Genomic DNA, 19,961 nt, shown 5'->3' with positions numbered 1-19,961 from the left:
GCCATCAATTTACATCTGCACTTTGTCACGAATGTCAGATGACACTTATCCTGTTTTACATGACAAATGTCATTTGCTTTGTCCAAAAATGCAAAAAAGCCGGTTCCGGTTTTGACACATTGCCAAAGCCGGAACCGGCTGATCGGGGTTTAACCCAAAAGATCGGATTTAATTTTGCAAATATTCCTCCAGCTCACGCTGCACGCGCTGCAGCTGAAGCGCCAGATTATGGTCGTCCTCCATCGCGGTTGCCACCAGACTTTCCGCGAGCAGCAGCGTCTGATCATACGACCGGAAATGCGGCGCTGTGACCGCCTGCTCCATGACATCCGACAGAATCTCGAGCCCGAGCTGACTGTCGCCCGGCGTATCCTGCTGCAAGATCCGCTGGGTCTGCGGCGACTGCGTGACGCGCCGCAGCGCGGACACGCCATGCGAATCGGTGTACAGCATCTCCTGCGTCTCGTCCGAGCAGGTCAGCTCTTTGAGCAGCTCCCACGCCAGCGCCTGCTGGGAGGAACGGCTGCTGATCGCCGCCAGCACGGTGCTCAGCTCGGACCGACCGGACCCGGACGGCCCGCCCGGCATGGGGATGCAGTCCCACTCAAAGCCGGAATACCGCTTGATGCGCCAAGGATACGGCTGATAGGTCCGATAATCGGAAAACAGAAACGGCCGGAACGCGACATTTCCTTCGTCAAAACTGCGCGCGGTGATATCGCAGTCCACATAAAGCTGTTCGAGCTTTTGCGCAAATTCCACCGCCTCCACCGAGGACGGCTCCGCAATCAGGCATCGGCTGCCGTTTTCGTCGAACAGCGCCGCGCCGTTGGACACCAACGCGTCCCGCCAGGTGTAGCCATAGCTGCCGAAGCGGTCGATCGTGCCGTCGCCATCGGTATCCCGCGTAACTTTGGCGCAGATCGCATAGAAATCCTCCCACGTCCAGTCGCTGTCCGGCACGGGGATGCCCTCCGCCTCGAGCAGCGTCTTGTTGACAAACATGAGCGTGGGCACACATTCATACGGCAGCGCGTACTGTACGCCGCCGGACACGCCGCTTTCCAGCGCCGCCGGATAAAAATCCGCCTCGGACACGGCGCCGTCGTTTTGCAGCAGACTGTCCAGCGGCTGCAGCGCGCCAAGCTCCGCCAGCATGCCGAAATCCTCTGGCATTACCAGAAAAACATCAGGCTCTTTGCCCAGCAGATATTGATCCGCCAGCCATTCGGAATAGTCCCGTTTGAGGATACCGCTGGTGTATTCCACACGCACATTGGGGTGCGCCTGTTCAAACCGGGCAATCGCGTCATCTATCACCGCATAGCAGTTGCCCGTCGGGGCATCCCAGTAGCTGCCGGCAATCACGCCGACCGTGATCACGGTTTCCCGCGAGGAGCCGAACACTGTGACGGCGAGCACCAGCGCCGCCAGCAGCCCCCCGCCCGTCAGCCGTTTGACCGCCCTCATCATGGCTTGTCTCCATAGGGGTTGGCCGCTACCCCGGTCTGCACCGCCCAGATGGCCAGCTGCGTGCGGTCGCGCAGGTCGAGCTTGCTCAGTGCACTGCTCAGATAATTGCGCACGGTACCTTCCGACAGACAGAGCGCCGCCGCGATCTCCTTGTTGGATTTTCCGCAGCCGACCTCACGGATCACACGCCATTCGTTTTCCTGCAGCTCGTCCGTCTGCTTGGCGTTAACCGGGATCTGCATGCTGCCGCGCGCCATGCGCGCAAACATTTCCAGCGCCTTGGACGCCACGCCCGGCATGATGATCGACCCGCCGCGCACCACCTCGCGCACGGCATTGGCCAGTTCCTTGACCGAAACGCCCTTGAGCAGATAGCCGGACGCGCCGTAGCGCAGCGCGCCGAACACATATTCGTCATCGTCAAAGGTCGTCAGAATGATAACCTTGATCTCCGGATGAGCGGCCTTGATCAGCCGCGTGCACTCCACACCGTCCACCTCCGGCATACGGATATCCATGAGCACGACATCCGGTTTTTCCTTGCGCACCAGTTCAATCGCTTCGCGCCCATTGGACGCGGTGCCCACCATCTCGATATCCGCCTGCGCATCCAGCACAAAGCTCAAACTTTGACGAATCAGCTCCTGATCGTCTGCAATCAATACGCGGATCATACTTCATCCCCCCATCGAAGCGGTATATCGGCCTCAATCCGAAAGCCGTTGGTTCCGTCCACGCGCAGGCTGCCGCCGAGCAGCCGCAGCCGCTCGCGCATATGCCGCAATCCGAAGCCCTGCTCAATCTTCGCGCAGCCGATGCCGTTATCCTGCACCACGATCGACATGCGGCGCTCCTGACAGGACAGGCACACATTGATTTCGGTCGCATGCCCGTGCCGGATGGCGTTTGTCACGCTTTCCTGCACGATTCGGTACACCGCATCCTCTTCGTCCTGCGACAGGCGCAGATCGGTCTGCTGCATGTCCAGCCGAATCTCGGCATGTGAGGTCTGCTGCATCTCGCTGCACAGCTTGGCCAGCGCCTCGGACAGGCGGAAACGCTCCAGCGCGTCCGGGCGCAGCGCGCTGACCGAACGGCGCACCTCGTTCATGCCCGCGCGGGCGGTTTTCGCAATCAATTCCATCTGTTTGCGCGCCATATCGGGCGAAATATCCATCATCTCGATGCAGGCGTCCGCCCCGGCGGTGATACCGGTCAGCGCATGGCCGAGCGTATCGTGGATTTCGCGCGCCAGGCGGTTGCGCTCGCGGGTCTCCGCCATACGCTCGCTTTCTGCGGCATAGTTTTTCAGCTGGACATTAAGAACGGACAGTTTCTCGTTCGCCCGTTCCAGTTCGCCATTCAACCGGCGGATGGCGGCGTTCTCTTCCGTCCGCCGTCCGACCAGAATGACCATATACCCGAGAAACAGGATCAGGTTGAGCGCGCTGAGCAAGCCGATCGCCGACTGCATCAGCTGACGCGGCTGCCCCTCGTAATAGGCCAGATATTCGGACACGGAAACCATGCCCAACCCCGACCGGAGCACATCCAGACTGGTCAGCAGATAGAGCGAGGTCATCGCCGCGAGAAAGCGCATCCGTCCGCGGCCGCGCAGGCGATCGACCAAGTTGACCACCGCAAGCAGCAGCAGCCCGTTATAGTCCAAATGCAGCGCCAGAATCACGAGCAGCGCAAAGGCCGGTTCCAGCCACAGCGCCGGCCGACCGCTGCCCAGCTTGCCGCGCCGGCAAAGCAGGTCGATCATCACAAATGCGGCAAAGCCCATCGCCGCAAAGGCGACGCTCCACGGTGCGGCGGGCAGGCTGCTCAGTCCCTGCAAGAAATGTACGCCTTCCGCCCGCTGCGCCGCACGCAGCGGGGTCAGCACAAACACGGCACTGATAAACGCGCACAGCGCCAGATTGATCAGCAGCATCACCTGCCGCAGCAGGGTCAGGCTCTCGTCCTTTTGCATGGTGCCTTCCCCCTTTACTGCCAGCCGTCCGCGCCGAACTGGCTGACGTTCTCCGCCGTGATCAGTTCGACCGGCACAATGATTTCGGTCTCGTACGGCTCACCGGACAGGATCTGATAGATCACCTGCGCCGTGGTCTGGCCGATCTGAATGGGCGACTGGGCAACCGTCGCCGTCATGGCACCTTCAAAAATCATGTTTTTCGCTTCCGGCGCGCCATCCACACCGTAAACCAGCGTCCGGTCGAGCAGATGCCGTTCCTCCAGCGCCGCCATCGCGCCCAGCGCCGTGGGATCGTTGAGCGCCATGACCACATCAATCGCCGGGTTGCTGTCCAGCAGGCCGTCGAGTGCCGGCATGGCCAGTTCCAGCTGGCCGTCACTGCTCGCGCGGCCGGCAATCTGATACTGCGGATGGCCGGCGATCGTATCGCAAAACCCCTGAATGCGGTCCACGCCCGACTGCGCGGCCGGATGCTCGAGCAGCGCGATGCACGCCGCATCCCGCGTGCGCATCAGATGCTCGGCACACAATACGCCCGCGCCATAATTGTCCGACGCGATCGTACAGGCTACCAGTGTGGGATCGCTGACCTGCGAATCCACGATCACAACCGGCACACCTGCCGCGCGCGCCTCTTCCAAAGCCGGGCGGATCTGCTGATAATCCACCGGGTTGATCACCAGCAGATCGATTCCGTCGGAAAGCAGCTCATGGATCTGGTCGTTCTGCTTGTCCTGATCGAGCGCCGGGTCGCGCGTCAGCAGAATATCGCCGCGGCTTTCGATCATCAGCCGAAGTTCTTCGTCAATGACGCTGTAAAACGGGTTGTTCATCGTCATGTACGTCGCGCCGATGCGCAGCGGCTCCTCCTGCTGCCCGCCCCATGCGCCCAGCGTCAGACAGAGCCACACCGTCAACACCACACCGCACAACGCGAGAAGCAGCCATCTCCATTTCATCGCCAGCCCCCCTCATTTTCTTCCATCATATCATATTAAAGAAGGGATGCAAACTGTTTTCGACCGTTTTTTCTCTGGGATGATATCAGACAGGCTGTCTCAAACCCATGCGATGCCGCCCGGCTGCCGGCATTTTTCATGGGTGCGCCGCGGGCAGCCACAGCTCGCAGCGATAAACCGCGCCCGGGAAAAAGCGCGCCTGCCCGCCGTGCGCCGCCGCGATCTGCGCGACCAGTTTCAAGCCGGTGCCGTGTGCTGCGCCGCCGGTGGCCTTTGGCCTGATCGGCGGGATTTTCGGCCTGCTGATTCTCGGGCAGGGCTGGGGCTACGCTTTCCCCTATTCGCTGCTCTCCCTCGGCATGCGCGCGAACAACCCGCAAATGACGATTGCACTTGTGCCTTTTCTGTTGGCCTGCGCCGCATATACGGTGGTCTTTACCGGCCTTGCCATCCGGCTGATGCAGCGGGACGTCACGGCAGAATGAACGCTTTCCTACACAGACGAACCCCGTCCGCAGACGCATGCCTGCGGACAGGGTTTGCATGTTTTACGGCGTCTTGTGCGGTCAAAGGCCAAAACGCAAAACACGAACTTTTTTAAACAAAACCACGGCATAAAAGAAGAAAAGCACTCCGTTTGGAGTGCTTTTCGTAACTGGTGGGAGGTGGTGGATTCGAACCACCGAAGTCATAGACGACAGATTTACAGTTCGGCTATGTTATTCTCCTCACGTATCTTACAATACCGTTTTGTTTTATTTGGTGATATACTATATTGAAAAGCTGTTTCATGTATCGATGTTAACAAATATTACTTCATATTACTGTGTATTATTTTTATACTATTTTATCCCAAATCATGTCTTTCTTTTGACATGACAGAAAAATGACAGAAAAACTTCTTCCCGCACTCGCTGTGTTACGGGTTCATGACGAGCACCTGACAACACAATACCATACTGCTGTTCTGTTGATTGGCTTCAATCCATAGATGCATAGATAGCACGGGCGAACTCCGACTATCCTTTTCTCTGGAAGTCAATGCTGCAAGCTGTGTACTCCCATCCGTACCAACGAATGCGTCCGATGTAAAAGAGATGAGTGTTTGCAGATGAACAACCATATCACAATCCCAGAAGCACTGATCAAGCGAAGTGTCAACGCGCAGCGATATAGAATAACTGCGAAAAATTCGTATCAGTAGCATTCTTTCTCCACCCTGCACAACTCAACACACATCTTTTTGTCGGACTTGCGCATTGTTTTTTCTACTGTGCTCTGCTAGACTAATTTCAGTCAATTGAATGGCTGTTACTGGTAATGCAGGCAAGACCACGCAAAGGATCATCTTCTGGATGATTTTTTGTTGTGGTCTTTTTTTGTGCCGTTTGAACCGTATCGCGCGCAGCGGACCGGACGGCTCTGCACCACAAAGAAAGGGGTTCCTTATGGATTACAAAAAATTAGCTTATGACCTGCTGCCGTTGGTCGGTGGCGTGGACAACATCAGCAAATTGACACACTGCGCAACTCGTCTGCGCTTTGAGTTTCACGACCGCAGCAAAGTCGACGACAAAGCGATCTCCAAAACGCCGGGCGTTATCAGCGTGGTCGAAAAGGGCGGCCAGTTTCAGGTCGTCGTCGGCAACGACGTGCCGATCACCTACCGCGCACTGATCAACGAAATGGGCGGCACCGCTTCGGGCGGCGGTAACACGGCCTCTGCTGAGCCAGAAAAGAAGCCCTCAATCATCAACCGCATCGTTAGCGTTATCTCGACCACGTTCACGCCGGTTATCCCAGCGCTGATCGGCGGCGGTATGATCAAGGCTGTGCTCTCCATTCTGGTACTGTGCGGCCTGAGCGACAGCTCATCCACCTATCAGATCCTCAACTTCATCTCGGATGCGGCGTTCTATTTCATGCCCGTGCTGCTGGCTTACGGCGCGGCGATCAAGTTTGAATGTAACCCGGTACTTGCGATGACGCTGGCCTGCGCCCTGCTGCATCCGACGTGGAGCGGTATGGTCGCTGCGGGCGAACCGATAGACTTTTTCAATATCCCGGTGCGGCTGGTTGACTACTCCTACTCGGTCATTCCGATCATCCTGAGCATCTGGATCATGTCCTATGTCGAAAAGCTCGCAGAAAAATACACGCCCTCGATCATCAAGTTCTTCCTCAAGCCGCTGATCATCCTATTTATCTCGACCCCAATCGCACTGCTGATCGTCGGCCCGTTCGGCGCGTTCCTCAATACGGTCATCGAAACGGCCGCCAACTCGATCAACGCCACCGCAAGCTGGCTGCTGCCCATGCTGATGGGCGCGTTCCAGCCGTTCCTTGTCCTGACCGGCACCGCGTGGGCCATGACCCCGATCGCTACCGTGCAGATCTCCTCGCTCGGCTATGAGATCGTCAATGGCCCCGGCATGCTGGCCTCCAACATCGCACAGGGCGGCGCGACGCTTGCAGTCGCCTGCAAGTCCAAAAACCACCAGCTGCGCCAGCTGGCATTCTCCTCTGGCTTTACCGCCGTCATGGGCATCACCGAGCCCTGCCTGTACGGCGTTATCCTCAAGCTCAAAAAGCCGCTTATCGCCTCGATGATCGGCGGCGGCATCGGCGGTATCTACGCCGGCCTGTCCGGTCTGGTGCGCTATGCGTTCGTCTCGCCGGGTCTCGCGGCGCTGCCCGCCTTCATCGGTGAAAACCCGATGAACATTGTCCATGCGGTCATCACCTGTATCATTTCGTTCGCCGCGGCCTTTGTCGCCACTTGGATCATGGGCTTTGACGATCCTACCAATGAAGAAGACGAAGCGCCCGCTCCGTCCGCCCCTTCCGCTCCCCTTCCGGCCGCGGCCGGCGAAGCGCAGGCTGCCGCCCCGCTCGCGGGCCGCGCCCTTCCCCTGACCGAAGTCAACGACGCGGTGTTCTCGCAGAAAGTCATGGGCGACGGTCTGGCCATCCAACCGTCCGAGGGCAAGGTTTACGCGCCGTTTGACGGCGAGGTTGCCTCGCTGTTTGAGACCAAGCACGCGATCGGCCTCATGGGCGACAACGGCATGGAGCTGCTCATCCACATTGGCATCGATACGGTCAACCTGCAAGGCCAATACTACGACGCACATGTTAAGGCGGGCGACCGCGTGAAAAAGGGTGACCTGCTGATCTCGTTTGACAAGGACGCGATCGAAAAGGCCGGATATGAAACCGTCACACCGATCATCCTGACCAATACAGACATCTATACCGCGATCGAAGCGCAGACCGGCTGCGAGGTACGTCCGGGCGACACTGTGCTGACTGTGAAATAAGAAAGGAAACATCCTCATGATCTATCAGAAACTGCTCGATTTCCCAGAGCATTTCCTCTGGGGCGCGTCCACCTCGGCCTATCAGGTCGAGGGGGCGTGGGACGAGGACGGCAAAAGCCCGTCCATCATCGACATGTATGAGCATCCGGCGGGCTACGCGGATTTCACGGTCGCAAGCGACCACTACCACCATTTTGCCGAAGATATCGCGCTGTTTGCCAAAATGGGGCTGAAAGCCTACCGTTTTTCGATCGCGTGGACGCGCATCCTGCCGCAGGGTACGGGTGAGGTCAATCCCGCAGGCGTCGAGCATTACCGCGCCGTGATTGCGGAATGCCGTAAATACGGTATCGAGCCGGTCGTCACGATGTACCACTTCGACCTGCCGTGGTGTCTTGAGCAGCAGGGCGGCTGGCTCAATCGCGCAACGATCGACGCGTTTGAAAACTACGCCCGCGTGCTGTTTACCGAATACGGTAGCGAGGTCAAATACTGGCTGACCATCAACGAGCAGAACACGATGATTCTGCATCCGGGCGCCATCGGCCTGCCCAAGGGTGGCCAACTGCCCTCGCGCAAAGATCTTTACCAGATGAACCACCACATGATGCTCGCTCAGGCGCGCGTGATGAAGCTGTGCCACGTCCTGTGCCCGCAGGCCAAAATCGGCCCCGCGCTCAACCTGACCGCGATGTACCCCGAGACCTGCCGTCCCGAAGACGCGATTGCCGCGCACAACTGGGAGGTGCTGCGCTGCTGGAACTTTGCGGATGTGCCGGTGTTCGGGCAGTATCACCCGCTCGCCATGCGCTATCTGGAGGACCGCGGCCTGACGCCCGAAATCCAGCCGGAAGACTGGGACACCCTCGCGGGCGCAAAGCCAGACTTTATCGCGATGAACTACTATTCTACCGCGACCATCGCCGCCAGCCGCGGTGACGCATCCGACGTATCCGCCCGCGCGGGCGACCAGCAGATCATGCTGGGCGAAGAGGGCGTATACCGTGCGGCGGAAAACCCCTATGTCGGCAAAACGCAGTACGGCTGGGTGGTCGATCCGACCGGCTTCCGCTACACGCTTCGCAAGGTGTGCGAGCGCTACCACCTGCCCATCCTGATCACGGAAAACGGCATCGGCGCGCCCGACAAGCTGGAAGCGGACGGCAGCGTGCACGACCCCTACCGCATCGAGTTTTACGAAAAGCACCTGCACGCGATGCGCGAGGCCATTACCGACGGCGTGGATATGCTGGGCTATTGTCCGTGGGCGGCGGTGGATGTGGTCAGCACGCATCAAGGCTATGCGAAGCGGTACGGCTTTATTTATGTCGACCGCGACGAACAGGACTTGCGTGATCTGCGCCGCTATCCCAAGGACAGCTTTTACTGGTATCAAAAGACCATTGCCGAAAACGGCAAAAACCTATAAAATAGAAAGCAGAGAAACTTCTCAGGTAGGAGAGATAACGGTATGATCGTGCGCAAGATCCTTAACAACAATCTGCTGCTTGCAGCGGACGAAAACGGGCGCGAGCAGATCGTCATGGGCAAGGGCCTGCGCTTTCTCAATCAGGTGGGCGAAGAGCTGCGGCAGGAACAAATTCAAAAGGTGTTCGTGCTGCAGGACGAGAGCTCCGCACAGCGATATATGCAGCTGCTGCAGGAGATTCCGGATACCTTTGCCGAAACACTCGAAGATGCCTTGCAGCTGGCCTATGAGCAGTTCCCCGGCAAGCTGAGCGACCAGCTGTTCGTGACGCTATTCGACCATCTGGTCTACGCGGTCGAGCGCTGCCGCAAGCATATCGTGCTGCCCAACCGGCTGCTGTGGGAGGTGCAGCGGTTTTACCCCAAGGAGTTCGCAACCGGTCAGCAGATCCGCGCGCTGCTGAACGAGCGGCTGGATATCGAGCTGCCGCCCGAAGAAGCAGGAAACATCGCCTTCCATCTGGTCAACGCGCAGACCGAAAACCCGGATATGGAGCGCACCATGCAGGCCATGCGCATGCTCAAGGACATGTACGGCATCATCCAAATGTCTTTTGGCCGGACAATCGACGAGAACTCTATCCATTATTCACGCTTTTTGACGCACATGCAGTTCTTCATCGAGCGTGTGCTCGACGGCAAGATGCTCAAAGGCGAGGATATTCAGGTGCTCGAGCCGGTGCTGGAACAGAACCCGCAGGCCTATGCCTGTGCCAAGCGCATCGCAGGCTATATGCAGCGCAACCTACAGGTCGATATCCCACGCGAAGAACTGATCTACCTGACCATCCACATGACGCGCATCATGCTGTAACGTTTGCTTTTTCAAAACGCACCGCAGCTTACACCTTTTAAGTGCTGAAATCTATCAACCCCCAAGAGCTGGTGAACGGGTCCAGTAAAAACGGACAGTGACAAAATACCCCTTGATGTAGGAAAATAGAACTACATCAGGGGGTATCGCTATGTGCAAGAGAAAATATACGCATCTTAAAATTTGGGAAGCCGAGATTGTCGAGATGAAAAAAGCGGGTAAAACCAAGCGCGAAATTGCAGATCACTTCGGACTTTCAAAAGAGCAAGTCAAAGATTTGCTAAAGCGCTATCGGCGTCGGGAAAGAAAAATCGCGGCAGGACTCAATCCAAAACCTGTAGGTCGGCCGAGGAAAGATGCGTTGCCACGCAATAAAGAAGCGGAACAGGCTTACGAGATTGCCCGGCTCAAAATGGAGAACAAGTTACTGCGGGATTTTCTGCAATCCACCGGAAGGAAGTGAAGCCGTCTGTAAAATACGCTGTGATCTATCGTCATCGAACAGAATATCCAGTAATCGTTATGTGCGATTTCTTTGCCGTATCACGAAGTGGTTACTATAGCTTCGTAAGTCGCTTGGGCAGGCCGGTAAAAGATGCCGAACTGATAGAAAAAATTAGTCAGCAGCAAAGGAAGTGTTTTGAAACCTATGGATATCGCAGGATGTGGCAATGGCTGAAAAACAATGAGGGTATCTACCGTAATCCTAAAACAATTTTACGTATTATGAAGAAATATGATCTGCTTTCTAAAATCCGCCGTCACAGAAAATGGCAGCAGATGGGCCGACAGGTACATAAATACGCGAATTTGCTCAACCGCCAATTTCACGCACAAAGGCCAAACTCGAAATGGGTAACGGATATTTCGTATATTCAAACCAAACAGGGTGTCGTGTATCTGTCTATGATCCGAGACCTCTATGACAACAGCATTGTGGCTTACAAGACCGGAACCCGGCAGACGGTAAATCTGGTTCTGGATACCATTCGTCTGGCTATGAAACAGGAGAAAAAGAAGATCGCTGCGGAGTTGCAGCTCCACAGCGACCAAGGGTTTCAGTATACTTCCCAAGCGTACTTTAACCTAACTAAACAATACGGCATTACACCATCTATGTCAAGAAGAGGAAATCCATATGACAACGCTATGGCGGAAAATTTCTTTTCTATCCGCAAAACAGAGTGTATCTACCGGCACAAGCCTGCTACCTTTTCCGAGGCCAATGAGATGATTGACCGATACATTCACTTTTATAACCACGAGCGCATCCAGTTAAAAACAGGAGAGCCGCCGCTAACGCAACGCCTCTCCTCCTAAAACGCAACATTTCCTATCAGGGGGCTTTTTTGTACTGTCCGCACAATCCGGAGCAGTTCACTGGGACACATTGCGTCTTGACTCTCGGGGGTGGTTTTTTATCATAAACTTATGCTATTTCATCCCAGATTATCTATTTCTTTAACATGACAGAAAAACTTTTTCCTACGCTCGCTGTATTACGGTTTCATCACGAACATGCTTATGCATGGATAGCGGCAATAGATGATACGGGTCGCCATACGGTTACGGAATCACTGCTTCTTCAAAACTTGGATAGTACTGTGTTCTTCAGCTCTCAGATACTTCCCCTTCTTGCGGTCTGCAAAATCTATGATAGAATAAAGAGTATCTTATCACTTAGCCCTTTCTGTCAGAATACGTATGAGAACCTTAATTCTAACAGACATCTGATTTTCGTGAATCGTTTGATGCGTTCATTTCAATTATATAACTTACACATTCAACGTTTGTCGCAAACCGACACAAAAAGGAGGGTTTATCATGGGTATGCTCTTCCACCGTCTTTTGATTCTCTTAAACGAGGAAGAAGCGGACTCCACCTATTATCACATTGCGGTTGTCATGCTGCAAAATTTTGATGCACTACAGCATTACTCTATCAGTGAACTGGCGGCAGCCTGTATGGTTTCCAAATCCACGATCTCCAAATTCATCCGCTATATTGGATACGATGACTTTGCCGACTTCCGCGATGCATCGGTATTTTTGGATAACAAATACCACAACCAGTTTAACTATGTAACGAACGTGATGGATTATATCCGGGATACCTCCCTTGACTCCTATATGCTCACCGTACAACAGGATATCGGTGAAACCTACCGCTCTCTGGACTGGAGTGCGGGGGATCGTCTGGTGCGGGATTTGGCGCACTATCAGCGGGTCGGCGCGTTTGGCCTGATGTTCTCCGAAACGGCTGCATTGGATTTTCAGATCAAGCTGGCTTACAACAAAAAATTTATTGTCACTAACCTCAACGACCTGAAGCAAGACAATTTTATTCAAAATGCAGGAGAAGATGTGCTGATTATCGTATTCAGCGATTCGGGAGACTTTCTGGATAAATATCAGCAAATCGATGATTTTGCAAACAAGCGCGCCTTTTCACGCACACACGCCAAGGTAGTTGTCATCACCTCCAACCCGCAAATCGAGCATGACCCACGGGTGGCCTATTGTGTTCGCTATCAGAAAACCCGCTCCCTATGTACCCATCGCATAGTGTATGGGGTAATTACGGATATCATCGCCTATAAGTACCGGGAGTATGTGCAGAAAAGCCAAAATATTTGAATGAACTTGTGCATTCTTACAATCAACAGAACCGGAAAGCTTTTGCCTTCCGGTTCTGTTCTTTTCCATAGTTTCCATTTTTCGAAAAAAACAGTTTTCCTGTCTTTTGGTGCTAAAATTGATTCATCCAAGTCAAACAACAGGCAGAAAACGGGAGGAATAAGCATGAAAACACCAAAAGAGTTTCTTTGGGGCGGTGCAACCGCAGACTTTCAGTTTGACGGCGGCTGCCAGGAAGACGGGCGCGGCTTATCCACGCACGACTTTGAAACAGACGGATCGGTTGAGCATCCGCGCTGCATCACCTACCGCATGCCGGACGGCAGCATCGGGCTGGCGCGCAGCAGCTTCTTCAATCCGGAAAGCCTGCCGGATGGCGCTGAACCGTGTCTGGATGCGCAATACTACTACCCCAGCCACAAGGCGGTTGACCATTATCACCACTGGAAAGAAGATCTTCGCCTGCTGGCAGAAATGGGCTGCAATGTGTACCGCTTTTCAATCTGCTGGAGCCGCATTTTCCCGACCGGCGAGGAAACCGAGCCCAATCAAGCCGGACTGGACTTTTATGATGCACTGATCGATGAGATGATCCGGCTGGGCATGGAGCCGCTCATCACCATCCACCACGATGAACTGCCGGTCTATCTGGCGGAACACTATGACGGCTGGTCGAGCCGTCACACCATCGACTGCTACCTGCGATACTGCAAGGTGCTGTTTTCGCGCTATGGCAGCAAATGCCGCTATTGGCTGACATTCAACGAGATCAACGCTGTACGCGGTTTTGCAGCCTGCGGCACCCATAAATGCGACAATCAGACGCACTACAACGCGGTGCACAATATGTTCTTGGCATCGGCACAGGCGGTCAAGCTCGGCCACGAGATGATGCCCGGCTCGATGTTTGGTGCAATGTATGCTTCGAGCGCCATTTACCCCGCCACCTGTAAACCGGAAGACGTTTTCTGCCATATGCAGCAGCGCCGGGAAACCTATTATTTCATTGATACCATGGCGCGTGGCCAATACCCCAGTTACGCGGCCGACCTGCTCCGCCGCCGTGATGTAACGCTGCATACGCAACCGGGAGATGACGAAATTCTTGCTGCGGGCGCGCTGGACTTTATCAGCTTTAGTTATTACCGTTCCAACGTTATCTCGACGGAAACACGGGTGAATGTAATCAGTGGTGACCCCAATCCCTATCTGGAGTCCACACCGTGGGGCTGGCCGGTAGACCCGATTGGCCTGCGGTATGTGCTCAATGAATTTTACGACCGCTATCAGAAACCGCTGTTTATCGTGGAAAACGGCTTGGGGGCAGTCGACACGATCGAAGCGGACGGCTCGATTCAGGACGATTACCGTATTTCCTTCCTGCGCGACCATCTGCGCGAAATGATGAAGGCCATGTGCCAAGACGGTGTGGAGCTACTGGGCTATACCATGTGGGCACCGATCGACCTAGTATCCCTTTCCACGGGTGAAATGAAAAAGCGGTACGGCTGGATCTATGTCGATATGGACGACAAGGGCAACGGTACCCTTGAACGCCGCAAGAAAAAGTCCTACGACTGGATGCATCAGGTGATCGCCACGCAAGGCGAATCCCTGTGGGCGCAAGACTAAAGGGAAAGGGGAAAAGAATCATGGCGGAAAAATTAAATTATACGGAAATGGCGCATGACATTGTCCAGCTGGTCGGCGGCGCGGAAAATGTTATTTCACTGGGGCACTGCATGACACGTCTGCGCTTTGTGCTCAAAGATGAGAGCCGCGCCGATACCAAGCGGATTAAAGCGGTCAAGGGCGTTCTGGGCGTGGTTTCTGCCGGCGGGCAGTATATGGTTATTCTGGGCCAGAATCTGCTGCCGGTCTACGAAACAGCAATCCGTGATTTCCACCTGAATGCCAGTGCGGAAACAACGGAAAATCTGGATGCAAAAAAGCAGCCCCTCACCCCTAAAACCGCGGTACTGGGTGCGCTGGGTTATGTATCCGGCGCAGTAGCGTCTATGCTGCCCGGTTTGGTGGCAGGCGGTATGCTCAAGGTTGTCCTGCTGCTGATTACGTTGGTGAACAGCGGTTTTGCGGATTCGACCACCTATACCGTACTCAGCGGCGTAGCGGATGCGGCGTTCTTCTTCATGCCGATTTTTGTAGCCTACGGAGCGGCGTCCAAGCTGGGCGCAACCCCCATTTATGCCATGATCGCGGCGGCGGCACTGCTGCACGGCAATTACACCGCACTCGTCGCAGCCGGTGAGCCGGTCAGCTTTCTGGGGTTGCCGCTGTGGCTGGCATCCTACTCCAGTTCCCTGCTGCCGGCACTTCTGATCTCGCTGCTGGCCTTCTACATGGAGAAGTTCTTCAACAAAATCATCCCCGGTATTTTCAAGTCGCTTCTGGTCGGGCTTTGCACCGTCACCGTGACCGCCTGCATCGGTTTTCTGGCGCTTGCACCGCTCGGCGGATTTTTGGGCACTTATCTTGCCAAAATCTTTGTATTCCTTGGCGACAATATCGGCTTTGTGGCAGTCGGTGCGCTGGCGGCCTGCCTGCCGTGGCTGGTCATGTGCGGTATGCACACGGCACTTGTGCCTTTTATGACGCAAGCCCTTGTGGAGCCGGGCTATGATTCGATTTTCCGTCCCGCTTTCATCCTGCATAACATGGCCGAAGGCGGCGCCTGCATTGGCGTCGGACTGCGCGCCAAAAATGCAAACCAGCGCTCGGAAGCGCTGGGCATCGCGTTCGGCTGCATTGTAGCCGGCGTAACTGAACCGGCAATCTACGGCATCAATCTGCCGCGTAAGAAGCCAATGATCGGCGTGATGGTCGGCGGCGCGGCTGGCGGCATTGTTGCGGCACTGTTGGGTGCGCGTGTATACATCATGGGCTATTCGACCTTGTTGGCGCTGCCAATCTTCCAGGATACGATTATCGCTGCAGCGGCTGCAATTGCTATGGCCATCGTTGTATCGGCAGTGGTCACCTTTCTAATTACGTCGGATACCGATTCCTCGACCAACACGACGCAGGACACTAACACGCCCGTCCTCGCCCCTGCAGCAGATGATGTGCTGACCGCACCTGTAGACGGCGAGATGGTAGACATCACCACCGTTAACGACGAAACCTTTTCTGGCAAGATTTTGGGCGACGGCGTTGCCTTCGTGCTCGAAAACGGTCTCATCACCGCACCTTGCAACGGCACAATCGGTATGCTGGCCGATACCGGACATGCTTTCGGTATAACACGCCCGGACGGCGTAGAGGTATTGATACACGTTGGAATCAACACGGTTGAGCAAAAGGGCAACGGATTTACACTTCTGGCGGCCGAAGGCGACACCGTGCAGGCCGGACAGCCCATCCTTCGCGTAGATGTGGACATGCTTCGCAACAAAGGCTATGATATGACGACCATGTTGATCGTCACTGAGCCTGCGGATAAAACAATCGCGTTTGTTCCGTTCGGCAATGTCGGCCATGGACAAATCATTACGAAGTAAGCTTCCCCTTTCTGCCATGTTGACGGCAGATAAAAGGCTCGGCGTAAAATGCGTCGAGCCTTTCCTTTAATAGTTGTCGAAATCAGGGTTGAAACAACGCCAATAATTAAATCTCTCATCTATTTCTTGCTTTCTTCCGTCAATTTTTGATACATCCGCATCAGCTCCGCTACGCAAGATGTCTCGGTGGTGGTTTTGATGTCAAAACCATAGGCGCGCATGACGGCCTTATCGTTCTGCTGATGGGCTTTGCGCAGTTCCGGGGGCATGGTGGCCTCATCATAAAGATCAGCCAAGCTGGAGTCTGGATAAAGGGCGCGAGCGTCCAGAATGGCTTGGGCGGTCTCCTCGATTTTAGTCTTCTGAGCATCGGTGGGCGTGGGCCAAGGGAAATTATTGTAGACAATGTCTTTTAAATAACGATAATCGCTCTTTAATCTTCCACTTACAGCGCGCATCCAAGCCATATGTACATTTGAGGTTAGAACACCAAATTCGAAGAGTGAAGCATTCGGAACAATTTGAACTAAATCCGTAACAATCGTCTCTGCACTCATGAATCCCATCGGCACATACCGTCTGCGTTCAGATGATACTCGCGGAATGATAATATAATCTGCACCCTCTGGTTGGGTTATTTGAGCAAATAGCATCGGAGTATCAGCAAATTTTCGGATGCCAGCGGCAATGCTATTTTCCCTTGTTTCTTTGCAACGTTTAATGCGTTCCATTACTAATGGACACTTTTGCAGTTCAGCGGGTGATACACCCTTCAACCATAGGCACCATCGTTTCTTATTGTGTAGATACTCAAATGCTCCTAATAATGGATGAATAAACTTTGCTGAATCTGGGTCTTTACATATGAAATCATTATAATCGCTATCTTCAATGAGCAAATTTCCACCATCCGCTGGCTTGTTTCCATACACCATTGCCGGGGCATTACACAATGGCTTACTTCGACTCGCAACGATAATATTGGGCGCGTCACATAGATACGCATTGATATTTTCTACTTGAATCCTATTGTTTCCCTGAAATATCCACTTGACTTTTCTGTCGAAATCTGCAAAACCAATGATAACACAGTGAACATGAGCCTTTAATTTTGCTTCACTATCCCATATAAATGTGTGGTATGCATAATTGATTTTAATATTCAGGTACTTCCATAATGCCGAAACAGTTTCGCCTTGTGCAATAGAATTCGTAGAAACAAATCCGCACTCAATTACTGTGCCATGAATAAAATCAGAAGCCCGCTTATACCATCCACAAACAAAATCAAGATTTTTTGTTTTAGGAAAAACTGTTTGCATATCTGCCTTTTGTGCTGAGGTCATATAGGTGAAACCAACAAACGGCGGGTTACCCATAATGTAATTCAGCTTATTCTTTGGAACAACGCTCTCCCAATCCAGCCGCAAGGCATTACCCTCCACAATATTCGCGTAGGATTTCAGCGGAAGAAAGTCCAGAGACATGTGCATGATGTCCTCGGTCTCTTTCATCATCTGGCTTTCCGCGATCCACAATGCTGTCTTGGCTACTGTCACAGCAAAGTCATTGATCTCGATGCCATAGAACTGACTAATAGAGACCTGAATTGGATTGTCCATATCCAATATTATCTGATCATAATTGAGCACTGCCAGAACTTTATTTTCTAATCGACGTAAAGATAAGTAAGTCTCTGTCAGGAAATTGCCTGAACCGCAAGCCGGGTCGAGAAAGGTTAGACCAGCCAGTTTGGCCTGAAACGCTTTGAGCTTGAGTTTTCGAGTCCGTTCGATAGCGATTTCTTGAATTTCCTTCAATTCAGCCTTTAAGTCATCCAGAAACAGCGGGTCAATGACCTTGTGAATGTTCTCAATACTGGTATAGTGCATTCCTCCAGAGCGCCGGGTCTCCGGGTTCAAAGTGCTTTCAAACACAGCACCGAAGATGGTGGGACTAATGGAAGACCAGTCGAAATCCTCGCTTGCCCGGTGGAGAATCAGATCTACGATGTTTTCATCCAGCCGGGGGATAATGATATCCTCATCGGCAAACAGACCACCGTTGACATAGGGGAATGCGGCGAGATCGTCGTCCATATAGGGGTCTCTGGCTTCCGGCTTTGTATCCAGCACCCGAAACAAGTCAATCAGGGCGCGTCTGGCATCGCTCTGGTGCCGTTGCATATAGTCGTGAAATTTACCATGACCGCCGAAAATCTCCGCATCCTCGGCGTACAGACAAAATACCAGCCGAACACACAGGGCGTTCAGACTTTTCAGTGTCTCCGGGGATTCCGGGTCTTTGTATTGCTTCAAGAGAGCATCATACAGGACGCCAACGATTTCGCCGGCCTGTAAGGAGACCTCCATCTCCTTTTTGATATTCTCGTCCCCGGTGTCTATCAGAAAGTTCAAGCGATGATATTCTTTCTCTAGATCGTCCAGTGCCACTACTTCCGGCTCGTCATTCGGACGGTTCATATCGTGGATATGAAACTCACGGAAATTGCAAACCACAATCCAACGTGGATTCATATCATGGGGCAGATAGCCTGCATAGCGACGAGCCTGCTGATAGGGTGTCAGCATGGAACCATCAGACTGTTTGTAGCCCCGCCGCAGATCAATGTCCGCGCCCTTTTGCTCAATAAGCACACGAGTCTCCCGGATATATCCATCAATAAAACTGACATGATCCAGCTTCACGGGATACTCGAATTCAATGGCTTTTTCCGGTTCTTCCACGCCGTAGACGTTCCGCAGCAAGTCAATCCAAAAACGCTGTGTTTCCTGTTTCTCGTCCCCTCGGCCTGTCCAATATTTTGTAAAATCTTTTGCCGCCGCCCGCTGCTGCACATCTGTCATGGTAGCATATCCTCCCAGAAATAATTCTGTTTTAATTAAGCATAGCACAGGCTAGTTGATTTTTCCAGACAACAACGCACATTCGCGCAATTTTGTAAAGCATTGGATTGTGATAAATCTAATCAGTATTCTTTCGTCGACAAAGCAACTTCAAAATGCAAGCTGAATTATCTCCTATCAGCAAATAAATTTATATACCCGACAAAATGTCAACTATACAAGCGGCATCAGCCGCGCTATAATAAAAATGAACTCAGGTTTTCGTATTTTTTGTTGTCATCGTATCACCGCCCAGGGGACAGTCTGCCTTCTGCGCCGTTATAAATGGATTGGCAACCAAGAATTGACGCGATACCGCAGGTATACGCACAAAATTCACATGAAATCAGAAGCCCTTAGGACATAGAACTGCTATGCAGTGCTATGTCCTTTTTACTCAGGAAAGGAAAAATGAACGAGGGTACCGATAGTCTGAACTTTTTAGTAAACCACTTTTTCATCCATGGTGCAATACGAAAAAACTTCCTATTTACGAAGGTTACTTTTAATTGTATACTGAACTTGTAACTAGGTAAGATTTTTCATGAGTCAGAGTAGCCCGCCCGGGGAGCAGTCTGCCCTCCGGACCGTAAGAATTTCAGAACACCGAATAGCCTACAATATAGACTATCACGAACGACGGACGTAAAACTGTTTTTATGCAGTATTATGTCCGTTTTTACGTTCAGAAAGGAAAATTTGTATGAGAAATCAGCAAAACAGGCACGAACGGAACTTGCTTCCGCGCCACAGGCGGGTATCGCGCACGCCAGCACGATGCAGGTCAGGAAGCCGAAACAACGCCGCACTTGCCCATTCGCAAAAGGCGGCCACGAGCGCCCTCTCACCGGCGCTGCCCATTCGC

General features: G+C 53.4%; 14 protein-coding genes. 9 read left to right on the top strand and 5 right to left on the bottom strand.

Annotated elements, in window-relative coordinates:
* Nucleotides 1-168: 168 nt before the first annotated feature.
* From EJL02_RS00070 to EJL02_RS00055, 4 genes are read right to left on the bottom strand one after another with little or no spacing between them, the layout of a single operon-like run.
* Nucleotides 169-1,473: an ABC transporter substrate-binding protein gene (locus EJL02_RS00070; RefSeq protein ID WP_125114388.1), complete on the bottom strand. Its 1,305-nt coding sequence runs from the start codon at nucleotides 1,471-1,473 to the stop codon at nucleotides 169-171.
* Nucleotides 1,470-2,147: a response regulator transcription factor gene (locus EJL02_RS00065; protein WP_125114387.1), complete on the bottom strand. Its 678-nt coding sequence runs from the start codon at nucleotides 2,145-2,147 to the stop codon at nucleotides 1,470-1,472. The genes EJL02_RS00070 and EJL02_RS00065 overlap by 4 nt, the downstream gene beginning before the upstream one ends.
* Nucleotides 2,144-3,451, bottom strand: a complete 1,308-nt coding sequence (locus tag EJL02_RS00060; protein ID WP_125114386.1) for a sensor histidine kinase — start codon at nucleotides 3,449-3,451, stop codon at nucleotides 2,144-2,146. Before EJL02_RS00060 ends, EJL02_RS00065 begins: the two co-directional genes overlap by 4 nt.
* A gap of 14 nt (nucleotides 3,452-3,465) precedes the next feature.
* The gene (locus EJL02_RS00055) at nucleotides 3,466-4,413 is read right to left on the bottom strand and encodes a sugar ABC transporter substrate-binding protein (RefSeq protein WP_125114385.1); all 948 of its coding nucleotides are present in this window, start codon (nucleotides 4,411-4,413) and stop codon (nucleotides 3,466-3,468) included.
* 245 nt (nucleotides 4,414-4,658) lie between these two features.
* Here EJL02_RS00055 and EJL02_RS00050 point away from each other — a divergent pair, with 245 nt between their 5' ends.
* The 9 genes from EJL02_RS00050 (at nucleotide 4,659) to EJL02_RS00010 (ending at nucleotide 16,190) form a co-directional block, all read left to right on the top strand.
* Nucleotides 4,659-4,898 (top strand): hypothetical protein, encoded by a 240-nt coding sequence (locus tag EJL02_RS00050; protein ID WP_125114384.1) that lies wholly within the window; start codon nucleotides 4,659-4,661, stop codon nucleotides 4,896-4,898.
* Nucleotides 4,899-5,861: 963 nt separating this feature from the next.
* Complete coding sequence (locus tag EJL02_RS00045; RefSeq protein ID WP_125114383.1) at nucleotides 5,862-7,733, top strand: beta-glucoside-specific PTS transporter subunit IIABC; 1,872 nt, start codon at nucleotides 5,862-5,864, stop codon at nucleotides 7,731-7,733.
* A gap of 16 nt (nucleotides 7,734-7,749) precedes the next feature.
* A complete protein-coding gene (locus tag EJL02_RS00040; RefSeq protein ID WP_125114382.1) occupies nucleotides 7,750-9,162 on the top strand; it encodes a glycoside hydrolase family 1 protein in 1,413 nt (470 codons plus the stop codon).
* 42 nt (nucleotides 9,163-9,204) lie between these two features.
* Nucleotides 9,205-10,035 (top strand): PRD domain-containing protein, encoded by an 831-nt coding sequence (locus tag EJL02_RS00035; RefSeq protein ID WP_125114381.1) that lies wholly within the window; start codon nucleotides 9,205-9,207, stop codon nucleotides 10,033-10,035.
* Between the two features lie 151 nt (nucleotides 10,036-10,186).
* Nucleotides 10,187-10,498, top strand: a complete 312-nt coding sequence (locus EJL02_RS00030; protein WP_125114380.1) for a helix-turn-helix domain-containing protein — start codon at nucleotides 10,187-10,189, stop codon at nucleotides 10,496-10,498.
* Nucleotides 10,495-11,355 carry an IS3 family transposase gene (locus tag EJL02_RS00025; RefSeq protein WP_125114379.1) on the top strand — a complete coding sequence of 287 codons (861 nt, stop codon included), beginning with the start codon at nucleotides 10,495-10,497 and terminating at the stop codon, nucleotides 11,353-11,355. The genes EJL02_RS00030 and EJL02_RS00025 overlap by 4 nt, the downstream gene beginning before the upstream one ends.
* 504 nt (nucleotides 11,356-11,859) lie before the next feature.
* Nucleotides 11,860-12,672: a MurR/RpiR family transcriptional regulator gene (locus EJL02_RS00020; protein ID WP_125114378.1), complete on the top strand. Its 813-nt coding sequence runs from the start codon at nucleotides 11,860-11,862 to the stop codon at nucleotides 12,670-12,672.
* Nucleotides 12,673-12,837: 165 nt separating this feature from the next.
* Nucleotides 12,838-14,304, top strand: a complete 1,467-nt coding sequence (locus tag EJL02_RS00015; RefSeq protein ID WP_125114377.1) for a glycoside hydrolase family 1 protein — start codon at nucleotides 12,838-12,840, stop codon at nucleotides 14,302-14,304.
* Nucleotides 14,305-14,324: 20 nt separating this feature from the next.
* Nucleotides 14,325-16,190, top strand: a complete 1,866-nt coding sequence (locus EJL02_RS00010; RefSeq protein ID WP_125114376.1) for a glucose PTS transporter subunit IIA — start codon at nucleotides 14,325-14,327, stop codon at nucleotides 16,188-16,190.
* A gap of 119 nt (nucleotides 16,191-16,309) precedes the next feature.
* On the opposite strand, the gene EJL02_RS00005 is transcribed toward EJL02_RS00010, so the two are convergent.
* Nucleotides 16,310-19,057 (bottom strand): DNA methyltransferase, encoded by a 2,748-nt coding sequence (locus EJL02_RS00005; RefSeq protein ID WP_125114375.1) that lies wholly within the window; start codon nucleotides 19,055-19,057, stop codon nucleotides 16,310-16,312.
* Nucleotides 19,058-19,961 lie beyond the last annotated feature (904 nt).

This window comes from Agathobaculum sp. Marseille-P7918 (assembly GCF_900625105.1).
In the GTDB taxonomy this organism is placed as follows: domain Bacteria; phylum Bacillota; class Clostridia; order Oscillospirales; family Butyricicoccaceae; genus Agathobaculum.
This window is presented reverse-complemented; position numbering and strand designations above follow the sequence as displayed.